The organism is Pseudomonas sp. B5(2017) (assembly GCF_002112825.1).
GTDB lineage: Bacteria > Pseudomonadota > Gammaproteobacteria > Pseudomonadales > Pseudomonadaceae > Aquipseudomonas > Aquipseudomonas putida_Z.
In genome coordinates, this window is sequence record NZ_NEIR01000002.1 from 153,643 (window position 1) to 172,423 (window position 18,781).

The following is an 18,781-nucleotide window of genomic DNA, read 5'->3' on the forward strand; positions in this document are numbered from 1 at the left end:
GCCCACCTCAGGAGGTCTGTGTTTGCATGTACTACGGTGAACGCTTCAACGCCTGGACCCACCTGGTCGGTGCTGTCCTGGCCTGTATCGGTGCCATCTGGCTGATCGTGGTCGCGGGCCTGCAGGGCGACCCGTGGAAGATCGTCAGTTTCTCCATCTACGGCAGCACCTTGCTGTTGCTGTACAGCATTTCTACCCTGTACCACAGCACGCGCGGGCGGGCGAAGGTGATCATGCGCAAGCTCGATCACCTGTCGATCTACCTGCTGATCGCCGGCAGCTACACGCCGTTCTGCCTGGTCAGCCTGCGCGGGCCCTGGGGCTGGAGCCTGTTCGGGGTGGTCTGGGGGCTGGCGGTGATCGGCATGCTGCAGGAGATCAAGCCGCGATCCGAGGCGCGCATCCTGTCGATCATCATCTATGCGGTGATGGGCTGGATCGTGCTGGTGGCGGTCAAGCCATTGCTGCACTCGCTCGGCAGCGCAGGCTTTGCCTGGCTGGCCGCCGGCGGGGTGTTCTACACCGTCGGCATCATCTTCTTCGCCTTCGACAGCCGCTTCCGCCACTGGCATGGCATCTGGCACCTGTTCGTGATCGCCGGCAGCCTCATGCACTTCGTGGCGGTGTCGTTCTACGTGCGTTAGTTAAAAGTCGCCCCACAGTTGCTGTGCCACCGACAGTGCCACCACCGGTGCGGTTTCGGTGCGCAGCACGCGTGGGCCGAGGCGTGCGGCGTGGAAACCGGCAGCTTTGGCCTGGTCGACCTCCGCTTCGCTCAGGCCGCCTTCGGGGCCGATCAGGAAGGCCAGGGTGGCCGGCTTGGCATGGCTGGTGAGTGGTTCGGCCACCGGGTGCAGGACCAGTTTCAGCTCGGCCTTGGCACTGTTCAGCCACTCGGCCAGGGTCACTGGTGGGTGGATGACCGGCAAGGTCGAGCGGCCGCATTGTTCGCAGGCGCTGATCGCCACCTGACGCCAGTGGGCCAGGCGCTTGTCGGCGCGCTCGTCCTTCAGCCGGACTTCGCAGCGTTCGCTGACGATCGGGGTGATTTCGTTGGCGCCCAGCTCGGTGGCTTTCTGGATCGCCCAGTCCATGCGCTCGCCACGGGACAGGCCTTGGCCGAGGTGCACGTGCAGTGGTGAATCGGCTTGGCCGGCGAGGGCCTGGTCGAGGCTGACGCGCACGGTTTTCTTGCCCACTTCGAGCAACTGGCCGCGGTATTCCTGGCCACTGCCGTCGAACAGCTGCACGGCGTCGCCGGGGGCCATGCGCAGAACGCGGCCGATATAGTGGGCCTGGGCTTCGGGCAGGTCATGCTCGCCAAGGCTCAGGGGGGCGTCGATGAAAAAGCGGGACAGTCTCATGGTTGAGCTCAAGCTAAAGGGAGAAGGTGGTCCCTGTGGGAGCGGGTTCACCCGCGAATGCGGCGGTGACTCCACTATTGCATTCGCGGGTGAACCCGCTCCCACAGAGTACGCGGCGGGCTTCCGGGCTTAGCCCGGGTCGCGGAAGTCGGGGTGGAAGTTGGCCGGTACGGCCACGCAGACGCTATCGCGGGTGGCAATGTCGATGCCTTCGCTGGCCACTTCTGCCAGGAAGTCGATCTGCTCCGGTGTAATCACATAGGGCGGCAGGAAGTACACCACGCTGCCCAGCGGGCGCAGCAGGGCGCCACGCGTCAGGGCGTGCTCGAACACTTTCAGGCCACGACGTTCCTGCCACGGGTAGGCAACCTTGCCGGCCTTGTCCTGGACCATCTCGATGGCCAGGGCCATGCCGGTCTGGCGAATCTCGGCCACATGTGCGTGGTCGGCCAGGTGCGCGGTGGCGCTGGCCATGCGGGTGGCCAGGGCCTTGTTGGCCTCGATCACGTTGTCCTGCTCGAAGATGTCCAGGGTCGCCAGCGCCGCGGCGCAGGCCAGCGGGTTGCCGGTGTAGCTGTGCGAGTGGAGGAACGCGCGCAGGGTCGGGTAGTCGTCGTAGAACGCCTGGTACACCTTGTCGGTGGTCAGGCAGGCGGCCAGCGGCAGGTAACCGCCGGTCAGGGCCTTGGACAGGCACAGGAAGTCCGGGCGAATGCCGGCCTGTTCACAGGCGAACATGGTGCCGGTGCGGCCGAAGCCCACGGCGATCTCGTCGTGGATCAGGTGCACGTCGTAGCGGTCGCAGGCCTCGCGCAGCAGCTTGAGGTACACCGGGTGGTACATGCGCATGCCGCCGGCACCCTGGATCAGCGGTTCGACGATCACCGCGCTGATCGAGGCGTGGTGCTCGGCCAGGGTCTGTTCCATGGCCTGGAACATGGTGCGCGAGTGCTCTTCCCAGCTCGTGCCCTCGGGGCGCAGGTAGCAGTCGGGGCTGGGCACCTTGAGGGTATCGAGCAGCAGCGCCTTGTAGGTTTCGGTAAACAGCGGCACATCACCGACCGACATGGCGGCGATGGTTTCGCCGTGGTAGCTGTTGGTCAGGGTGACGAAGCGCTTCTTGCCCGGTTTGCCGACGTTCTGCCAGTAGTGGAAGCTCATCTTCAGCGCCACTTCGATGCACGACGAACCGTTGTCGGCATAGAACACCCGGTCGAGGCCGGCGGGGGTCATGGCTACAAGGCGCTCGGACAGCTCGATCACCGGCTGGTGGCTGAAACCGGCCAGGATCACGTGCTCCAGCTGGTCGACCTGGTCCTTGATGCGCTGGTTGATACGCGGGTTGGCGTGGCCAAACACGTTGACCCACCAGCTGCTCACCGCATCCAGGTAGCGCTTGCCTTCGAAGTCTTCCAGCCACACGCCTTCGCCGCGCCTGATCGGGATCAGCGGCAGCTGCTCGTGGTCTTTCATCTGGGTGCAGGGGTGCCACAGGACCTTTAGGTCGCGTTGCATCCACTGATCATTGAGGCCCATGGGCACTTCTCCTGGCTTTGCGGCTTGGTTCGACCGCGTAAGCCTAAGCAATGCCGCAGGGCAGGACAACCGCCGCTTCTCATCGGCTTGCCAGCTGAGCTTGCCACCGCGTGGAATCGCTGCAGGCAAAAATGTCAGTGGCGAAAAGGACTTGATGTCACTGCGCTGGCAGGGTTGGCGGACCTGACGTATTCTTAACGCATCTCTCCCGGGGCATTCCTGCCTCTCCTCGTTTCTGTAACCCCCTGACTCGGAGTTCGCCGACATGGCTGCTGCTTGGGTGCGCCTGTGCGCGTTGGTATTGATTGGTGTGTCCAGCGGCGCCGCGCTGGCAAAGGACAAGACACCTTCGGCGATCGTCGTGGGTGGCGGCCTGGCGGGCCTGACGGCTGCCTACGAGCTGCAGAACAAAGGCTGGCAGGTGACGCTGCTGGAAGCCAAGGCGGGCATGGGCGGGCGCTCGGGCCTGGCCACCAGCGAGTGGATCGGCAACGCCAAGGCGCAGCCGGTGCTCAACCAGTACCTCGACCGTTTCAAACTTGAAACACTGCCGGCACCGGAGTTCGTGCGTACCCCCGGTTACCTGATCGACGGCGAGTATTTCAGCGCCACCGACCTGGCCACCAAGCAGCCGGCTACTGCCGATGCGCTCAAACGTTACGAGAAAACCCTCGATGACCTGGCCCGTTCGATCGACGACCCGCTGAACCCGCAAGCCAACAGCACGCTGTTCGCCCTCGACCAGATCAACGTCTCTACCTGGCTGGACAAGCTGCAACTGCCGACCACCGCCCGTCAGCTGGTCAACCAGCAGATCCGTACCCGCTACGATGAGCCATCGCGCCTGTCGCTGCTGTACTTTGCCCAGCAGAACCGCGTGTATCGCGGCGTCAGCGACCGTGACCTGCGTGCCGCGCGCCTGCCCGGCGGCAGCCCGGTGCTGGCCCAGGCGTTCGTCAAGCAACTGAAGACCATCAAGACCAGTTCGCCGGTGACCTCCATCGTTCAGGACAAGGACGGTGTCACGGTCAAGGTCGGCAGCGTCGGCTATCAGGCGGATTACCTGGTCATGGCCGTGCCCCTGCGCGCCCTGGCCAAGATCCAGATGACCCCGGGCCTGGACAGCCAGCACCTGGCGGCGTTGAAGGGCACCAACTATGGCTGGCGCGACCAGCTGATGCTCAAGTTCAAGAAGCCGGTGTGGGAAAGCCGCGCGCGCATGTCGGGCGAAATCTTCAGTAACGCAGGCTTGGGCATGCTGTGGATCGAACCCGCGCTCAAGGGTGGCGCCAACGTGGTGATCAACCTGTCGGGCGACAACGCCCGTCTGCTGCAGGCGTTCGGCGACAAGCAGATGGTCGATCAGGTACTGATCCGCCTGCATGCGTTCTACCCACAGGCCCGTGGCTCGTTCACCGGCTACGAGGTCAAGCGCTACAGCACCGACGCCGGTACCGGCGGCGCCTACCTGGCCTATGGCCCGGGCCAGATCAGCAAGTACTGGCGCCTGTGGGAGCGCCCGGTGCAGCGCATCACCTTTGCCGGTGAGCATACCGACGCCCTCTACCCAGGCACCCTGGAAGGCGCCCTGCGCAGTGGCCAGCGCGCGGCCAGCCAGGTGCAGGACCTGCTGGCCGGCAAGTCGTTCGACCCGGCCAAGGCGGCACCGGTGGCGGCGGCAGCAGCTGCAGGCGCCGTGGCGGCCAAGGAGAGCAAGGGCGGGTTCTTCTCCAACATGTTCGGTGGTTCTTCCGACAAGGGCGACAAGGCTGACAAGGCTGACAAGGCCCCGGTCAAGGCCGAGCCGAAGCCGGTCGATGAGGCCAAGCAGGATAAGCCGGGCTTCTTCAAGCGCCTGTTTGGTTGGGCGGACAAGCCTGAGGTGAAGGCCGAGCCTATTGCCAAGGCCGAGGAAGTGGCGCCAGCACCTGCGCCAGCGCCGCAAGCCGCACCGGCCCCGGTTGCGCCAGCGCCTGTGGCCAAGGAGGCGGCGGCCAAGCCTGCTGCTACCAAGGCTGCATCTGGCAAGCATGCACCGGCGCACAAACCGGCCCACAAGCCTGCCGAGGCCAAGAAAGCGACTGCCAAGTCCGAACCGGCCAAGAAAGCTGTAGCCAATACCCAAGCCAAGGCCGGTTGATTTATTGACAGTGCCGGCCCTTTCGCGGGTAAACCCGCTCCCACAGGTCCGGCACATGTATCAGGAACTGCGCCGACCCTGTGGGAGCGGGTTTACCCGCGAAAGGGCCGGCACTGGCAACCGCTGATTACCCAACTATCGTTAATGTTTCCTTAATGGGAAGCTTACAGAATACATATCGGATTTCTCGATAAACCAAAGCAATTTTTTACGCTTTTCTTCGATGCGTTACGCGTTAGTCTGTGCACAGCTTTCACGGGGAAACACGTCAACATGCAACTGCGCAATTCACCTTCTCGCTACGGCGTGGTCAGCATCGTCCTGCACTGGGGCGTGGCTCTGGCAGTCTTCGGCCTGTTCGGCCTGGGCCTGTGGATGGTCGGCCTCGACTACTACAGCCCTTGGCGCAAGGCCGGCCCGGACCTGCACAAGAGCATCGGCCTGGTGCTGCTGGCGGTGATGCTGCTGCGGGTGGTCTGGCGCTTCATCAGCCCGCCACCACCGGCACCGGCCAACCACGGCGCACTTACCCGCCTGGCAGCCAAGTTGGGCCACCTGGCCCTGTACCTGGGGCTGTTCGCGGTAATGATTGCCGGTTACCTGATTTCTACCGCCGACGGTGTCGGCATTCCGGTGTTCGGCCTGTTCGAAGTGCCGGCACTGGTCAGCGACCTGCCCGACCAGGCAGACCTGGCTGGCGTGATTCATCTCTGGCTGGCCTGGGGCTTGGTGATTTTTGCCGTGCTGCATGGCTTGGCAGCGCTCAAGCACCATTTCATCGACCGTGACGCGACCCTGACCCGCATGCTGGGCCGCAAAGCTTGACTCTCAACCTCAATTGCATAGGAAGGAAGTAAGGATGTTGAAAAAGACTTTTGCCGCTCTGGCGCTCGGTACCGCTCTGCTCTCCGCCGGCCAGGCCATGGCTGCCGAGTACAAGATCGACAAGGAAGGCCAGCACGCGTTCGTTGACTGGAAGATCAGCCACCTGGGCTACAGCTTCATTCACGGTACCTTCAAGGACTTCGACGGCAACTTCACCTGGGACAGCGCCAAGCCTGAAGCCAGCAAGATCAACGTCGACCTGAAAACCGCCAGCCTGTGGTCGAACCACGCCGAGCGTGACAAGCACATTTCCAGCGCCGACTTCCTCGATGTGAAGAAGTACCCGGAAGCCAAGTTCGTCTCCACCAGCGTCAAGTCGACTGGCGACAAGACCGCTGACGTGACTGGCGACCTGACCATGCACGGTGTGACCAAGCCGGTCACCTTCAAGGCCACCTTCAACGGTGAAGGCAAGGACCCATGGGGCGGCGAGCGCGCTGGTTTCAACGCCACCACCACGCTGAACCTGAACGACTTCGGCATCAAGGGCCCGGGCGCTACCTCGCAGACCCTGGACCTGGATATCAGTGTTGAAGGTGTGAAGCAGAAGTAATTCTTACCTGCTGAAGACTGAGGGGGCCGCTTTGCGGCCCTATCGCGACACAAGGCCGCTCCTACAGGGAATTACGTAACCCTGTAGGAGCGGCCTTGTGTCGCGATAGGGCTGCGAAGCAGCCCCCTCGGTGCTTCTGTCAGCCCTTGCGGGTCAACAGCGCCGGGCGCTCACCGCGCGGGCGGCTCGGCAGGTCATCCAGTTGCTCTGGCGTCGGATAACGGTCGAGCTTGGATTCCTTGCGGATGATCACTGGCTGTTTTTCCGGCTGGCGCGGGTTGCGCACGGCCGGTTCCTGCCGGGCAGCATCGTCACGGGCCGGGCGACCACGGCCACCACCATCACGACGGGCGCCGCCACCATTGTTGGCGCGGGCCGGACGTTTCTCGCCGCCACCGCCACTGCTGCTGCGCGGCTGGCCGCTATTGCGACCCTGGCCACCGGCGTTGCTGCGCTGGCCATTACCCTGGCCCTGACCTTGACCGGCACTGCCACCCGGGCGGCGATTGCGGCCCTGGTTCTTGCCCTGGTACGGGCTGACATAGTCGGCACGGTTGCCGAAGTTGTCGATATCGTCGTCCAGGAACTCTTCTGGATCACGGTCGACAGGCACTTTCGGCACGCTGCTGTTGCTGGCCTGCTGTTGCTGCTGGCGCGGCTTCTTGTCACGCGGCTTGCGTTGCTGCTGTTGCTTGTCGCCGCTCTTTTCCTTGTCGGCCGGCTTGTCAGCAGCCTGTTGCTTGGCCTTGCCTTTATCCTTGCCCTTGTCCTTGCGGCCGCCGTTGGCGTCTTTGCCGCCTTCGCCGCGGGCCTGCTGGTTGCGGCCACCACGGCCGTTGTTCTGCTGGCGTTCGCGTACTTCAGGCTTTTCAGCCTCTACCTGGCTGGCGTCGAAGCCCATCAGGTCGCCGTCCGGGATCTTCTGCCTGGTCACCCGCTCGATGCTCTTGAGCAGCTTCTCTTCATCCGGCGCGACCATGGAAATGGCCTCGCCCGAACGCCCGGCACGGCCGGTACGGCCGATACGGTGGACGTAGTCTTCCTCGACGTTCGGCAGCTCGAAGTTGACCACGTGTGGCAACTGGTCGATGTCCAGGCCACGGGCGGCGATGTCGGTGGCGACCAGCACGCGCACGCTGTTGGCCTTGAAGTCGGCCAGAGCCTTGGTGCGGGCGTTCTGGCTCTTGTTGCCGTGGATCGCGGCGGCGGTCAGGCCGTGCTTTTCCAGGTACTCGGCCAGGCGGTTGGCACCGTGCTTGGTGCGGGTGAACACCAGTACCTGTTCCCAGGCACCCTGGGTGATCAGGTGCGCCAGCAGTGCGCGCTTGTGGCTGGCGGGCAGGCGGTAGACGCGCTGCTCGATACGCTCGACGGTAGTGTTCGGCGGGGTGACCTCGATACGCTCCGGGTTGTGCAGGAGCTTGTCGGCGAGGTCGGTGATGTCCTTGGAGAAGGTGGCCGAGAACAACAGGTTCTGGCGCTTGGCCGGCAGGCGGGCGAGGACCTTCTTGACGTCATGGATGAAGCCCATGTCGAGCATGCGGTCGGCTTCGTCCAGCACCAGGATTTCCACGTGGGCCAGGTCAACCTTGCCTTGGCCGGCCAGGTCGAGCAGGCGGCCCGGGCAGGCGACCAGCACGTCCACACCCTTGGCAATGGCCTGGATCTGCGGGTTCATGCCGACGCCGCCGAAAATGCAGGCGCTGACCAGTGGCAGGTCACGGGCATAGACCTTGAAGCTGTCATGCACCTGGGCTGCCAGTTCGCGGGTCGGGGTCAGGACCAGCACGCGAGGTTGGCGCGGGCCATGGCGCTGCGACTTGTCGGGGTGGCCGGCCGGGAACAGGCGCTCGAGGATCGGCAGGGCGAAACCGCCGGTTTTACCAGTACCTGTCTGTGCGGCGACCATCAGGTCGCGGCCTTGCAACACGGCGGGAATCGCCCGCTGTTGCACGGGGGTCGGCTGGGTGTAGCCCGCAGCCTCGATAGCGCGGACAAGAGCCTCGGAGAGACCGAGGGAAGCAAAGGACATGGGCAATCCTGTTCTCGTGTGGGCTGGGCCCGTTTGGGATGTTCTGCCTGGCGCGACGGGCATCGGTGGGATGCGATCGCGTCCGGTCCAGCTGGGCTTTCACTGCACATCCGGTTAGCGGAGGGTGGACGCGAAGGCGCGTCGATGCCGATCGGGATGCCTGTTGCGAGGCCGAGCGTCCGGGCGTGAGCCGGGCGGGAAGGCCCGAGTATAACAGAGCTATCGCGCTGTGCTGCTTTCCTGCTGCTCAACGGCGTTGAGAATGTTTCCGATGTCGCCTGTGTAGCGGCTGCTGATCGCTGCATAGGCCGGTTCCTGCTTGAAGCGCCGCAGTTCCACGGCGAAGGCCTGGGCCAGTGCCTCCCGCCCCGGCTTGCGCGCCAGCCCCAGGTACTGCGCCTGGCGGCTGATCACCAGCGGCAGCTCCTCGACCTGCTGTTGCAGGCCCAGATGCCGCAGCAGGTAATGGCCGACCCTGCGGTCGGTGATTGCCAGGTCGATGCGGCCCAGCATCAGTTTGCCGAAGTTGGCTTCATGGGTAGGCGCGGCTTCGCGCCTGAAATGTGCGGCCTCGTTGAACGCGGCACCATAGGCGTAGCCGGGTGAGGTGCCGACGGTGAGGCCGGCAAGGTCATCCAGCGCCTTGACGGCATGGGGACGTGCGCGGGCCTGGAACAGGACGAACTCGACCTCCGACATGGGTTCGGGGGCGTACACCAGGTAGGGCTGGCGCGACTCGGTCTGGAAGATATCCATGATGCCGTCGGCCAAGCCCTGCTCGATCATTGCCAGGCAGCGCTTCCATGGCAGGAACTCCCACTCCACCTCGACGCCAAGGCGTTCGAACACCTGGGTGGTGACTTCGTAGTCGATGCCGCGCGGCTGGCCGTCACGCTGGTACGCATAGGGTGCCCAGTCGTCGGTCACCAGGCGCAGGCGCTCGCCCAGGGCCAGCGGGCTCAGGCAGGCGAGCAACAGGATCCAGAACAGACGGGCGACGTGTGGCATGGCCGGAGATTACGCGCTCGGCCTGTTCAAGGCCAGTGAGGATGATGTTCTCCTGTGCTGGCCACTTCGCGGGTAAACCCGCTCCCACTAGTACAGCACGAGCCTGCAAGCCAGCAGAGATCCTGTGGGAGCGGGTTTACCCGCGAAGAGGCCGGCACAGGTTCACTCAAGTGTGGGATGACCTCAGCAGATGCGCCTCGATATCCTTGCGCCGCTCGCCCAGTGACAGGCGCAACCCCGGGTGGCGCAGGCACTGGCGCAGTTGCTCGGGCTCCATGTGGCCATGGCGGGCGTTGAGGTTTTCCAGGGCCTTGTCCCACCAGGCCGGCGCGCAGGCACGGTCGAACTCATTGGGGTAGGGGTAGCAGCCATACAGCAGCTCGCGGGCGAACTGGCGCTCGTGGCTGGGCAGGGTCATGCTCAGCGCCTTGTAACCCAGGCGTTGCAGGGCCGGCGGCCGTGGCAGCTGGTCATTGACCAGGGACACGTCGGCCAGCGCCGCGTGGCTCAGCGGGTCATGGCCGTGCTTGCGCAGCCAGGCCTGGATCTTGGCGCGGAACTGCGCCTTGCGGCTCCAGTAGTGGTGGATGACATCTGTGCATTCGGCCAGCTCCAGCGTGCGGTAGGCTGCCACCGCCAGGCAGAACTCCTCGAGGGTATAAGCCTCGCGAGCCAGGGGGTGGAACTCGTCCATCATGGCGATGGAGCGGTCCAGGGTGCCGGCGTCTTCGGCGCTGAGGCCGATCACCCCCGAGTTGACCAGTGGCATCTGGCAATCGGCCAGTCCCCTGGACTCGAGGATGGCCAGCAGGTTCTTGTACAGCAGGCACTTCTGGTTGCTGCCGTAGCGCGCACCGATGGCGTTGCACAGCAGGCGGCCTGGGGCCACCCGGGCGAACAGCTCCAGCGGCGACTTGCGGAAGAAGGTGTCGGTGTCGATCAGCACTGCCAGCGGGTGTTGCTGCAGCACCTGACGCAACAGCACATGCTTGCTGCGGAAGTGATAACCGTGAGGGGCGTTCCATGCCTGACGCGTGGCTTCGTCCAGCAGGTGTACGGTGACCGGCAGGCCGGCATAGGGCTGCGGGTTGTCGGTGTAGACCTGGATGTCCATGGCTTCGCCTGTGCCCAGATGGGCGAGGGCGCTGACGATGCTGAAGCAGGCTTCCTGATGGTAGGTTGCCGGGCCAAAAGCCAGGTAGACGAGCTGTGGACGCGATGGCTGGAGGGGCTGCATGGCAGGCGAGACCTGTGTAACCGGAAAATGAATAAGGCTTTAGTCTATGACCAAAGCCTTAATCAAATCTTAAACAGATTTTGCAAAAAATTTCAGCGCGGCAGCTTCAGATTGTTCCAGATCGCCAGGCTCGGCTCGGCCTGGTTCAAGGTGTAGAAGTGCAGGCCCGGTGCGCCACCTTGCAGCAGCTGTTCGCACATGCGGGTGATCACTTCTTCGCCGAATGCCTGGATGCTGGCGGTGTCGTCGGCATAGGCTTCCAGCTGCTTGCGGATCCAGCGCGGGATCTCGGCGCCACAGGCGTCGGAGAAGCGCGCCAGCTTGCTGTAGTTGGTGATCGGCATGATGCCGGGTACCACCGGGATGTCCACGCCCAGCTTCTGCGCGCGCTCGACGAAGTAGAAGTAGCTGTCGGCGTTGAAGAAGTACTGGGTGATGGCGCTGTCGGCACCGGCCTTGACCTTGTGCACGAAGTTGGCCAGGTCAGCCTCGAAGTTGCGGGCCTGGGGGTGCATCTCCGGGTAGGCGGCCACTTCCAGGTGGAAGTGATCGGCGGTTTCCTGGCGAATGAATTCGACCAGGTCGCTGGCGTAGCGCAGTTCGCCACTGGCCATGCCCATGCCCGATGGCAGGTCGCCACGCAGGGCGACGATGCGCTTGATGCCTGCAGCCTTGTATTCGGCCAGCAGGGCGCGCAGTTCGGCCTTGGTGTCGCCTACGCACGACAGGTGCGGTGCGGCAGGTACCTTCACTTCGCTCTCCAGCTGCAGCACGGTGTTCAGCGTGCGGTCGCGGGTCGAGCCACCGGCACCGTAGGTGCAGGAGAAGAAGTCCGGGTTGTAGGCGGCCAGCTGGCGGGCGACGCCCATCAGCTTTTCGTGACCGGCATCGGTCTTGGTCGGGAAGAACTCGAAACTGTAACGGCGTTCCTGGGACATCAGGCGTTCCTCTGGCAGCAAGCTTCAAGCGGCAGGCTGCAAGTAAAAGCCAGATCGGTTATGGCCGGCCTGGCTTGGGCATCGTTCAAGATCCTTTATGCTTGAGCTGCAAGCGGCAACGGCATGGTCTGCCTTTGATTGCCGCTTGAAGCTTCAAGCTGGCCGCTTAGTAGCGGTAGGCGTGCGGCTTGAACGGGCCTTCGACGGTGACACCGATGTAGTCGGCCTGCTGCTTGGTCAGCTGGGTCACCACGCCGCCGAAGCCGCGGACCATTTCCAGGGCCACTTCTTCGTCGAGCTTCTTCGGCAGTACTTCAACGGTCAGGCGCTCGGCTTTCTTCTCGGCCGACAGGTCGGCGAACTTCTGCTCGAACAGGAAGATCTGCGCCAGTACCTGGTTGGCGAACGAACCGTCCATGATGCGGCTTGGGTGGCCAGTGGCGTTACCCAGGTTTACCAGGCGGCCTTCGGCCAGCAGGATCAGGTAGTCGTCGTTCTGCGGGTCGAAGCTGCCAGCGCCGGTGCGATGGATCTTGTGCACCTGCGGCTTGACCTCTTCCCAGGCCCAGTTCTTGCGCATGAAGGCGGTGTCGATCTCGTTGTCGAAGTGGCCGATGTTGCACACCACGGCACGCTTCTTCAGCGCCTTGAGCATGTTGGCGTCGCAGACGTTGACGTTACCGGTGGTGGTCACGATCAGGTCGATCTTGCCCAGCAGGGCCTTGTCGATGCTGGCTTCGGTGCCGTTGTTGATACCGTCGATGAACGGCGAAACCACTTCGAAACCGTCCATGCAGGCCTGCATGGCGCAGATCGGGTCGACTTCGGTGACCTTGACGATCATGCCTTCCTGACGCAGGGACTGGGCCGAGCCCTTGCCCACGTCACCGTAGCCGATAACCAGGGCCTGCTTGCCCGACAGCAGGTGGTCGGTACCACGCTTGATGGCGTCGTTCAGGCTGTGACGGCAGCCGTACTTGTTGTCGTTCTTGCTCTTGGTAACCGAGTCGTTGACGTTGATCGCCGGGACTTTCAGCTCGCCCTTGGCCAGCATGTCCAGCAGGCGGTGCACGCCGGTGGTGGTCTCTTCGGTCACGCCGTGCACGCGCTCCAGCACTTGCGGGTACTTCTTGTGCAGCAGCTCGGTCAGGTCGCCACCGTCGTCGAGGACCATGTTGGCGTCCCATGGCTGGCCATCCTTGAGGATGGTCTGCTCCAGGCACCACTCGTACTCTTGCTCGGTTTCACCTTTCCAGGCGAACACCGGGATACCGGCGGCGGCGATGGACGCGGCGGCCTGGTCCTGGGTGGAGAAGATGTTGCAGGACGACCAGCGCACTTCGGCACCCAGGGCAACCAGGGTTTCGATCAGCACGGCGGTCTGGATGGTCATGTGGATGCAGCCCAGGATCTTCGCACCCTTGAGCGGTTGCTCGGCCAGGTACTTGCGACGCAGGCCCATCAGTGCAGGCATTTCCGATTCGGCGATGATGGTTTCGCGACGACCCCAGGCGGCCAGGGAGATGTCGGCGACTTTGTAATCGGTAAAACCAGCAGGCATGTTTGCAGCGCTCATGAGAGCCTCCATTCGTAGTGTGCGAATGGGCGCCGTTGTGCGTTAAGCGCCCGCGAGAGCGAGCAACGCCCCATCCGAGCCTGACAGGCCTAGCCTGCTGCAGCGCCCCTCGGACAGGTGGCGGGCATGGCGCCGCTGTGGGCGGCCATGTGAAGCGGCGGAGATTATAGCCGCGCCCGCCGGCTTGCCCAAGGTTTTCTGTCGATTAATCGCGACGATAGTCGATGTTCAATGGAGCGACAGCGGCCGCTCTGCCATCATTGCTACACGTTAGCCAAGCAGGTCAGGAGTACAGATGAACTTTCATACCCGCAAGTGGGTTAAACCCGAAGACCTCAACCCAAACGGCACTTTGTTCGGTGGCAGCCTGTTGCGCTGGATCGACGAAGAGGCGGCGATCTACGCCATCGTCCAGCTGGGCAACCAGCGCGTGGTGACCAAGTACATATCGGAAATCAACTTCGTCAGTGCCTCGCGCCAGGGCGACATCATCGAGCTGGGCATCACCGCCACCGAGTTCGGCCGCACCTCGATCACCCTCAAGTGCGAAGTGCGCAACAAGATCACCCGCAAGGCCATCCTCACGGTCGACAAGATGGTCTTCGTCAACCTTGGCGAGGACGGGTTGCCGGCGGCGCATGGGCGGACCGAGATCAAGTACATCCAGGACCAGTTCCCGGATTCTGCAGTGGAATGAACATTCGGGGGCTGCTTTGCAGCCCATCGCGACACAAGGCCGCTCCTACAGGGGAATGCAATCTCCTGCAGGAGCGGCCTTGTGTCGCGATGGGTCGCAAAGCGGCCCCTGCATTCTCAAGGCTGGACGCTGACCTTGCGCACCACCCGCCCGATGCTCAACCCCTGCACCAGGATCGACGACAGCACCACGATGTAGGTGATCGACAGCAGCAGGTCACGTTCCTCGCCCAGTGGCAGCGACAGTGCCAGGGCAACCGACACCCCACCGCGCAGGCCACCCCAGGTCAGCACCCGTACCGTGCCCTTGGGCACCGGGCGCCAGCGGCGCAGCAGCACGATCGCCGGGGCCACGGTCAGCAACCGCGACAGTAGCACCGCCAGCGCCAGCACGCCGCCGGCTACCATGTGCATCCAGTTGAAAGGCAACAGCAACAGCTCCAGGCCGATCAACGCGAACAGCAAGGCGTTGAGCATGTCGTCGATCAGCTCCCAGAAGCCGTCCATGTAGCGACGGGTCATGTCGTTCATTGCCAGGTTGCGCCCCAGGTTGCCGATGATCAGCCCGGCCACCACCATGGCGATCGGCGCCGAAACGTGCAGCTCGTAGCACATCGCCGAGCCGCCGATGACCAGCGCCAGGGTCAGCATCACTTCCACCTGATATTGCTCGACGCTCTTGATCATGCGGTAGGTGGCGTAGCCGATCAGGCCGCCGAACACCACGCCGCCGATGGCCTCGCGGGCGAACAGGATCGCGGTGTCGGTCATGCTCGGCGTCTCGCCCAGCTGGATGATGCCCAGCAACACGGTGAACACCACCACCGCAGTGCCGTCGTTGAACAGCGACTCGCCGACGATAGTGGTTTTCAGCGGTTTGGAGGCATTGGCGGTACGTAGCGCGCCCAGCACGGCAATCGGGTCGGTGGGCGAGATCAGCGCACCGAACAGCAGGCAGTAGATCAGCGGCACCTGCCAGCCGAACAGGGCGAACACCCAGTGCGACAGGTAGCCGATGACCACGGTGGCAATCAGTACGCCGACGGTGGCCAGCAGGCCGATGGGCCAGCGGTAGCTGCGCAGGTCGGAGAGGTTGACGTGCAAGGCGCCGGCGAACAGCAGGAACGCCAGCATCCAGTGCATCAGCAGGTCGTTGAAGTCGATCTGGTTCATCAGCCCTTCGACGCGCGCTTCCAGGCCAGGGAAGCCGATCAGGCTCAAGCCCTGCAGCATCAGGGAAAACAGCAGCGCCGTGACCATCACGCCGATGGCAGGGGGCAGGCCGATGAAACGGTAATTTACATAGGTGAGGAGGGTGGTAAGGCAGATAAACGCGGCAACTAGTTCAAGCATCCCGAATCCTGTAACAGTGGCTTCCAAGTCGTAACCCGAATGGCTCGGGCAGTTCTTTGATGACCTGGCGCGGGGTTCGGGACACAGGGTTTGACCGGATTCGTTTGAAACGTTCCCATCCAGAAGGTTGTATCGCATACCCTGACTTGTGCAAAACCCGAAGGCTGGCGCGGTCTCTGTGGGAGCGGGCATGCCCGCGAACACCGGCAAAGCCGGTGCCATGCACCGAGTTGCTTTCTTCGCGGGCATGCCCGCTCCCACAATGGTCCCCTCGAGCGCTGTATATTCACCAACATAAAAAGCCACAAGGATAAGAAGGCGTGCTGGCAACTTCCCTGGTGTTGGTCGCTGCCCTGCTGCATGCGACCTGGAATACCCTGATCAAATTCAGCGGCGAGCGCCTGCTGGTGATCGCCAGCATGGATACGGTGGCGTTGGCCTTCGCGGTGCTGGCGGTGCCCTTCGTCGAGGTACCGCCGGCCAACATCTGGCCCTGGCTGCTGGCGTCGGCGCTGGCCGAGCAGCTGTACCGCTTCCTGTTGATCCAGGCCTACCGCGTGGGCGACCTGGGGCTGGTCTATCCTCTGATGCGCGGGCTGTCGCCGCTGGTGGTGCTGGGGCTGACCCTGGCCTTTGCCGGCGAATCGCTGAGCCAGCAGCAGATCATCGGCATCCTGCTGATCCCCTGTGGCATGGCCTGCCTGTTGTGGCAGGGCGGTGGCGGTGACCGGCTGCCCTGGTCGATGCTGTCGGTGGTTGCCCTGATCGGCCTGTGTATTGGCTGCTACACCTGGTTCGACGGCCAGGCCGTGCGCTTGTGGGGCAAACCCTGGGATTACCTGGTGTGGCTGACCTTGCTCAGTGCCTGGCCGTTCCCGTTGCTGGCCAGCGTCGCGCGGCGTGCGCCGTTCGTGTTGTTCTGGCGCCTGCAGTGGCGCCTGGGGCTGGCAGTGGGGCTGTGTGTACTGCTCAGTTACGCGCTGGTGCTGTGGGCCATGCACCTCGGGTCGGTGGCCGAAGCGGCGGCGTTGCGCGAGTTGAGTGTGATTCTGGTGGTGCTGCTGGGCATGCGCTACCTGAAAGAACCTTTTGGCGGGCCGAGACTCCTAGCTTGCGGGCTGGTGTTGGCCGGCATGCTGGTAATGAAGCTTTAACCCGAAGACTGAACAAGGAGTCCTGTCCATGACTGTTGCCCTGTGGTGCATCCTGATCGCGCTGCTCTTGCCGCCACTGTGCGCGTTGATCGCCAAGGCCGGTAGTGGCCGCTTCCGACTGCGCGACAACCACGACCCGCGTGCGTTCCTGGATACCCTGTCCGGGCTGCCGCGGCGCGCGCATGCTGCCCAGCAGAACAGTTACGAGGCCTTCCCGGCATTTGCCGCGGCGGTGCTGGTGGCGGATATCGTCGGCAATGCCGAGCAGGTGACCCAGGATGTGCTGGGGGTGATGTACATCACCAGCCGGCTGCTCTACATCATCTGTTACCTGGCCGACTGGGCCATGCTGCGATCGCTGGTGTGGTTTGCCGGGATGGCGATAATCGTGGCCTTCTTCGTGGTTTCCATCTGAGACCGCGTCGCCTTCTTCGCGGGCTTGCACGCTCTCACAGGTACATCACAGCCCCTGAATCCTGTGGTGTACCTGTGGGAGCGGCGGTGCGGCGGTCCGACGAGCCCGCGAAGAATCCACCGCCGATCAAGGCACTTTCGGCACCTCGGGCAGCGGCTTGCCCTTGGGCCACAGCATCCAGATCTGCCCCTGCTGCTTCATGTTCCCGGCCAGTTCTCCAGCTTCCGGCCCAGTGCCCCAGAACAGGTCCGCGCGCACCTCGCCAGTAATTGCCCCGCCGGTATCCTGGGCCCCCACCGGGCGTACCACCGGCGTACCGTCCGGGCGAGTGGTGGACAACCACAGCAAGCTGCCCAGCGGAATCACCTTGCGGTCGATGGCCACGCTGTAGCCAGCGGTCAGCGGTACGTTCAGCGAACCGCGTGGCCCTTCGTTGCTGTCCGGGCGGGTGCTGAAGAACACGTAGCTGGGGTTGCTGGCGAGCAGTTCCGGCACCCGTTGTGGGTTGGCCTGGGCCCAGGCATGAATGGCGCCCATGCTCACTTCCTCCTTCTTCAACTGGCCCTGTTCCACCAGCCAGCGCCCGATCGGCCGGTAGGGGTGGCCGTTCTGGTCGGCGTAACCCAGGCGCAGCTGGCGCCCGTCTTCCAGTTGTACCCGGCCGGAACCCTGAATCTGCAGAAACTGCAGGTCCATCGGGTCGGTCAGCCAGGCCAGCACCGGTGCCTTGACGCCGTCACGGTTGATCACCTCGGCGGTGTCGTAAGGCTTTAGCACCCGGCCATCGAGGCGACCGCGCAGGCGCTTGCCCTTGAGTTCGGGGTACACGCTGGCCAGGTCGACCACGATCATGTCGTCGGGGATGCCGTAGACCGCCACGTGGTTGGTTGCCGATTGGCTCAGGCTGCCAGGGTAGACCGGTTCGTAGTAACCGGTGATCAGGCCGTTGGCATTGTTTTCGGCCGAACGCAGGCCGTATACCTGCAGGTTCTGTTGCAGGAAGGCGCGCACCTGCAAGGCATTGTCGGGCACGCTGGCGGCTGCTTCGCAGGTGCTGGCCCAGACGGTGTCGCGCTTGAGCTTTTCACAGCCGTTGCGCCAGGCCTGGAAACCCGCCACCAGGTCGCTGTCGCTGACGGCAGGCAGGTCCTGCCAGGTGGCATTGGCGTAGGTGGCGATGGCATGGGGCTCAGGTTTGGCGCTTTCGCCACCGTTGCAGCCGGCCAGCAGGGCCAGCGCCGGGAGTGTCCAGGCCAGATGGCGCAGGGCAGATTTCATGAGTACGTTCCTGTCATGGGTGAACACGGATATTCGCCCCTGTTTTTTATGTGGCTATTGGTCTTTGGCCGCTGGGCAGCGATACTGGCCGCCCATTTGCGTAGGCCGAAGTGACCGTGATGTTGAAGCGATTGACCGTTGTTCTGTTGGCCGCACTGGCCTTGGGTGGTTGTGACCGGGTTGACCCGAACTCCCCGCTGGGCAAGCGCAAGGTGATCTTCAAGGACATGCTCAAGACAAGCGAAGACCTGGGCGGCATGTTGCGTGGGCGGTTGCCGTTCGACGGGGTGAAGTTTGCCGACGGTGCGCTGAAGCTGGACAACCTTTCGCACCAGCCCTGGCAGCACTTCCCACAGGCGCGTGATGGTGGCGACAGTAGCGCGCGTGCCGAGGTATGGGAGCGTCAGGCACGCTTTCATGACCTGGCCCGGCAGCTGGAAGGCGTCACTGGCGAACTGGTCGATGTCACCCGCAGCCAGCCGCTGGACGCTGCTCAGCTGAAGGTGCCGATGGACAAGGTCGAAGCGGCTTGCAAGGCCTGTCATACGGAATTCCGCAATCATTGATGGACTGCATTGCCCTGTGTAGGAGCGGCCTTGTGTCGCGATAGGGCTGC

The 18,781-nt window shown here is 63.7% G+C and carries 17 protein-coding genes and 1 riboswitch; of the genes, 8 read left to right on the forward strand and 9 right to left on the reverse strand.

From position 1 onward, the window contains the following. Positions 1-26 precede the first annotated feature (26 nt). Complete coding sequence (locus CAG00_RS03445; RefSeq protein WP_013974522.1) at positions 27-644, forward strand: hemolysin III family protein; 618 nt, start codon at positions 27-29, stop codon at positions 642-644. On the opposite strand, the gene CAG00_RS03450 is transcribed toward CAG00_RS03445, so the two are convergent. Together CAG00_RS03450 and CAG00_RS03455 are read right to left on the reverse strand one after the other, a co-directional pair. Continuing rightward, positions 645-1,364, reverse strand: a complete 720-nt coding sequence (locus CAG00_RS03450) for a 16S rRNA (uracil(1498)-N(3))-methyltransferase (protein WP_025340901.1) — start codon at positions 1,362-1,364, stop codon at positions 645-647. 129 nt (positions 1,365-1,493) lie between these two features. Next, complete coding sequence (locus CAG00_RS03455; protein ID WP_085663500.1) at positions 1,494-2,900, reverse strand: adenosylmethionine--8-amino-7-oxononanoate transaminase; 1,407 nt, start codon at positions 2,898-2,900, stop codon at positions 1,494-1,496. A gap of 265 nt (positions 2,901-3,165) precedes the next feature. Here CAG00_RS03455 and CAG00_RS03460 point away from each other — a divergent pair, with 265 nt between their 5' ends. The 3 genes from CAG00_RS03460 to CAG00_RS03470 all read left to right on the forward strand — a co-directional run bounded on the left by CAG00_RS03460 (position 3,166) and on the right by CAG00_RS03470 (position 6,478). Further along, positions 3,166-5,040 (forward strand): flavin monoamine oxidase family protein, encoded by a 1,875-nt coding sequence (locus CAG00_RS03460; protein ID WP_085663501.1) that lies wholly within the window; start codon positions 3,166-3,168, stop codon positions 5,038-5,040. A 273-nt stretch (positions 5,041-5,313) separates the two neighbouring features. After that, entirely contained in the window at positions 5,314-5,865 is a 552-nt protein-coding gene (locus tag CAG00_RS03465) for a cytochrome b (protein ID WP_039612483.1), read from the forward strand. Positions 5,866-5,899: 34 nt separating this feature from the next. Then, on the forward strand, positions 5,900-6,478 hold the full coding sequence (locus tag CAG00_RS03470; RefSeq protein WP_075046586.1) for a YceI family protein: 579 nt from the start codon (positions 5,900-5,902) through the stop codon (positions 6,476-6,478). A gap of 139 nt (positions 6,479-6,617) precedes the next feature. Here CAG00_RS03470 and CAG00_RS03475 read toward each other — a convergent pair whose 3' ends face one another. The 5 genes from CAG00_RS03475 to ahcY form a co-directional block, all read right to left on the reverse strand. Then, positions 6,618-8,510: a DEAD/DEAH box helicase gene (locus tag CAG00_RS03475; protein ID WP_176240850.1), complete on the reverse strand. Its 1,893-nt coding sequence runs from the start codon at positions 8,508-8,510 to the stop codon at positions 6,618-6,620. A gap of 219 nt (positions 8,511-8,729) precedes the next feature. Beyond that, positions 8,730-9,518, reverse strand: coding sequence for an ABC transporter substrate-binding protein (locus CAG00_RS03480; protein ID WP_085663502.1), 789 nt, complete (start codon positions 9,516-9,518; stop codon positions 8,730-8,732). 166 nt (positions 9,519-9,684) lie between these two features. Then, positions 9,685-10,755, reverse strand: a complete 1,071-nt coding sequence (locus CAG00_RS03485; protein ID WP_085663503.1) for a hypothetical protein — start codon at positions 10,753-10,755, stop codon at positions 9,685-9,687. Between the two features lie 92 nt (positions 10,756-10,847). Beyond that, a complete protein-coding gene (metF, locus tag CAG00_RS03490) occupies positions 10,848-11,693 on the reverse strand; it encodes a methylenetetrahydrofolate reductase [NAD(P)H] (protein WP_025340893.1) in 846 nt (281 codons plus the stop codon). Between the two features lie 166 nt (positions 11,694-11,859). Further along, positions 11,860-13,269, reverse strand: coding sequence for an adenosylhomocysteinase (gene ahcY / locus CAG00_RS03495; protein ID WP_025340892.1), 1,410 nt, complete (start codon positions 13,267-13,269; stop codon positions 11,860-11,862). Between the two features lie 20 nt (positions 13,270-13,289). Then, a riboswitch (S-adenosyl-L-homocysteine riboswitch) is annotated at positions 13,290-13,386 on the reverse strand. Positions 13,387-13,564: 178 nt separating this feature from the next. Between ahcY and CAG00_RS03500 the strand changes: the two genes are divergently transcribed. After that, positions 13,565-13,966 carry an acyl-CoA thioesterase gene (locus tag CAG00_RS03500; protein ID WP_003257757.1) on the forward strand — a complete coding sequence of 134 codons (402 nt, stop codon included), beginning with the start codon at positions 13,565-13,567 and terminating at the stop codon, positions 13,964-13,966. Positions 13,967-14,082: 116 nt separating this feature from the next. Here CAG00_RS03500 and CAG00_RS03505 read toward each other — a convergent pair whose 3' ends face one another. After that, positions 14,083-15,318 (reverse strand): sodium:proton antiporter, encoded by a 1,236-nt coding sequence (locus tag CAG00_RS03505; RefSeq protein ID WP_085663504.1) that lies wholly within the window; start codon positions 15,316-15,318, stop codon positions 14,083-14,085. A 320-nt stretch (positions 15,319-15,638) separates the two neighbouring features. Between CAG00_RS03505 and CAG00_RS03510 the strand changes: the two genes are divergently transcribed. Both CAG00_RS03510 and CAG00_RS03515 read left to right on the forward strand, forming a co-directional pair. After that, positions 15,639-16,472 carry an EamA family transporter gene (locus CAG00_RS03510; RefSeq protein WP_085663505.1) on the forward strand — a complete coding sequence of 278 codons (834 nt, stop codon included), beginning with the start codon at positions 15,639-15,641 and terminating at the stop codon, positions 16,470-16,472. Positions 16,473-16,500: 28 nt separating this feature from the next. Further along, complete coding sequence (locus CAG00_RS03515) at positions 16,501-16,887, forward strand: MAPEG family protein (RefSeq protein WP_085663506.1); 387 nt, start codon at positions 16,501-16,503, stop codon at positions 16,885-16,887. A 126-nt stretch (positions 16,888-17,013) separates the two neighbouring features. Here the strand turns inward: CAG00_RS03515 and CAG00_RS03520 are convergent, their stop codons facing one another. Beyond that, complete coding sequence (locus CAG00_RS03520) at positions 17,014-18,165, reverse strand: murein transglycosylase A (protein WP_085663507.1); 1,152 nt, start codon at positions 18,163-18,165, stop codon at positions 17,014-17,016. 119 nt (positions 18,166-18,284) lie between these two features. On the opposite strand from CAG00_RS03520, the gene CAG00_RS03525 reads away from it, so the two are divergent. Further along, positions 18,285-18,731 carry a cytochrome c gene (locus CAG00_RS03525; protein ID WP_085663508.1) on the forward strand — a complete coding sequence of 149 codons (447 nt, stop codon included), beginning with the start codon at positions 18,285-18,287 and terminating at the stop codon, positions 18,729-18,731. Positions 18,732-18,781 lie beyond the last annotated feature (50 nt).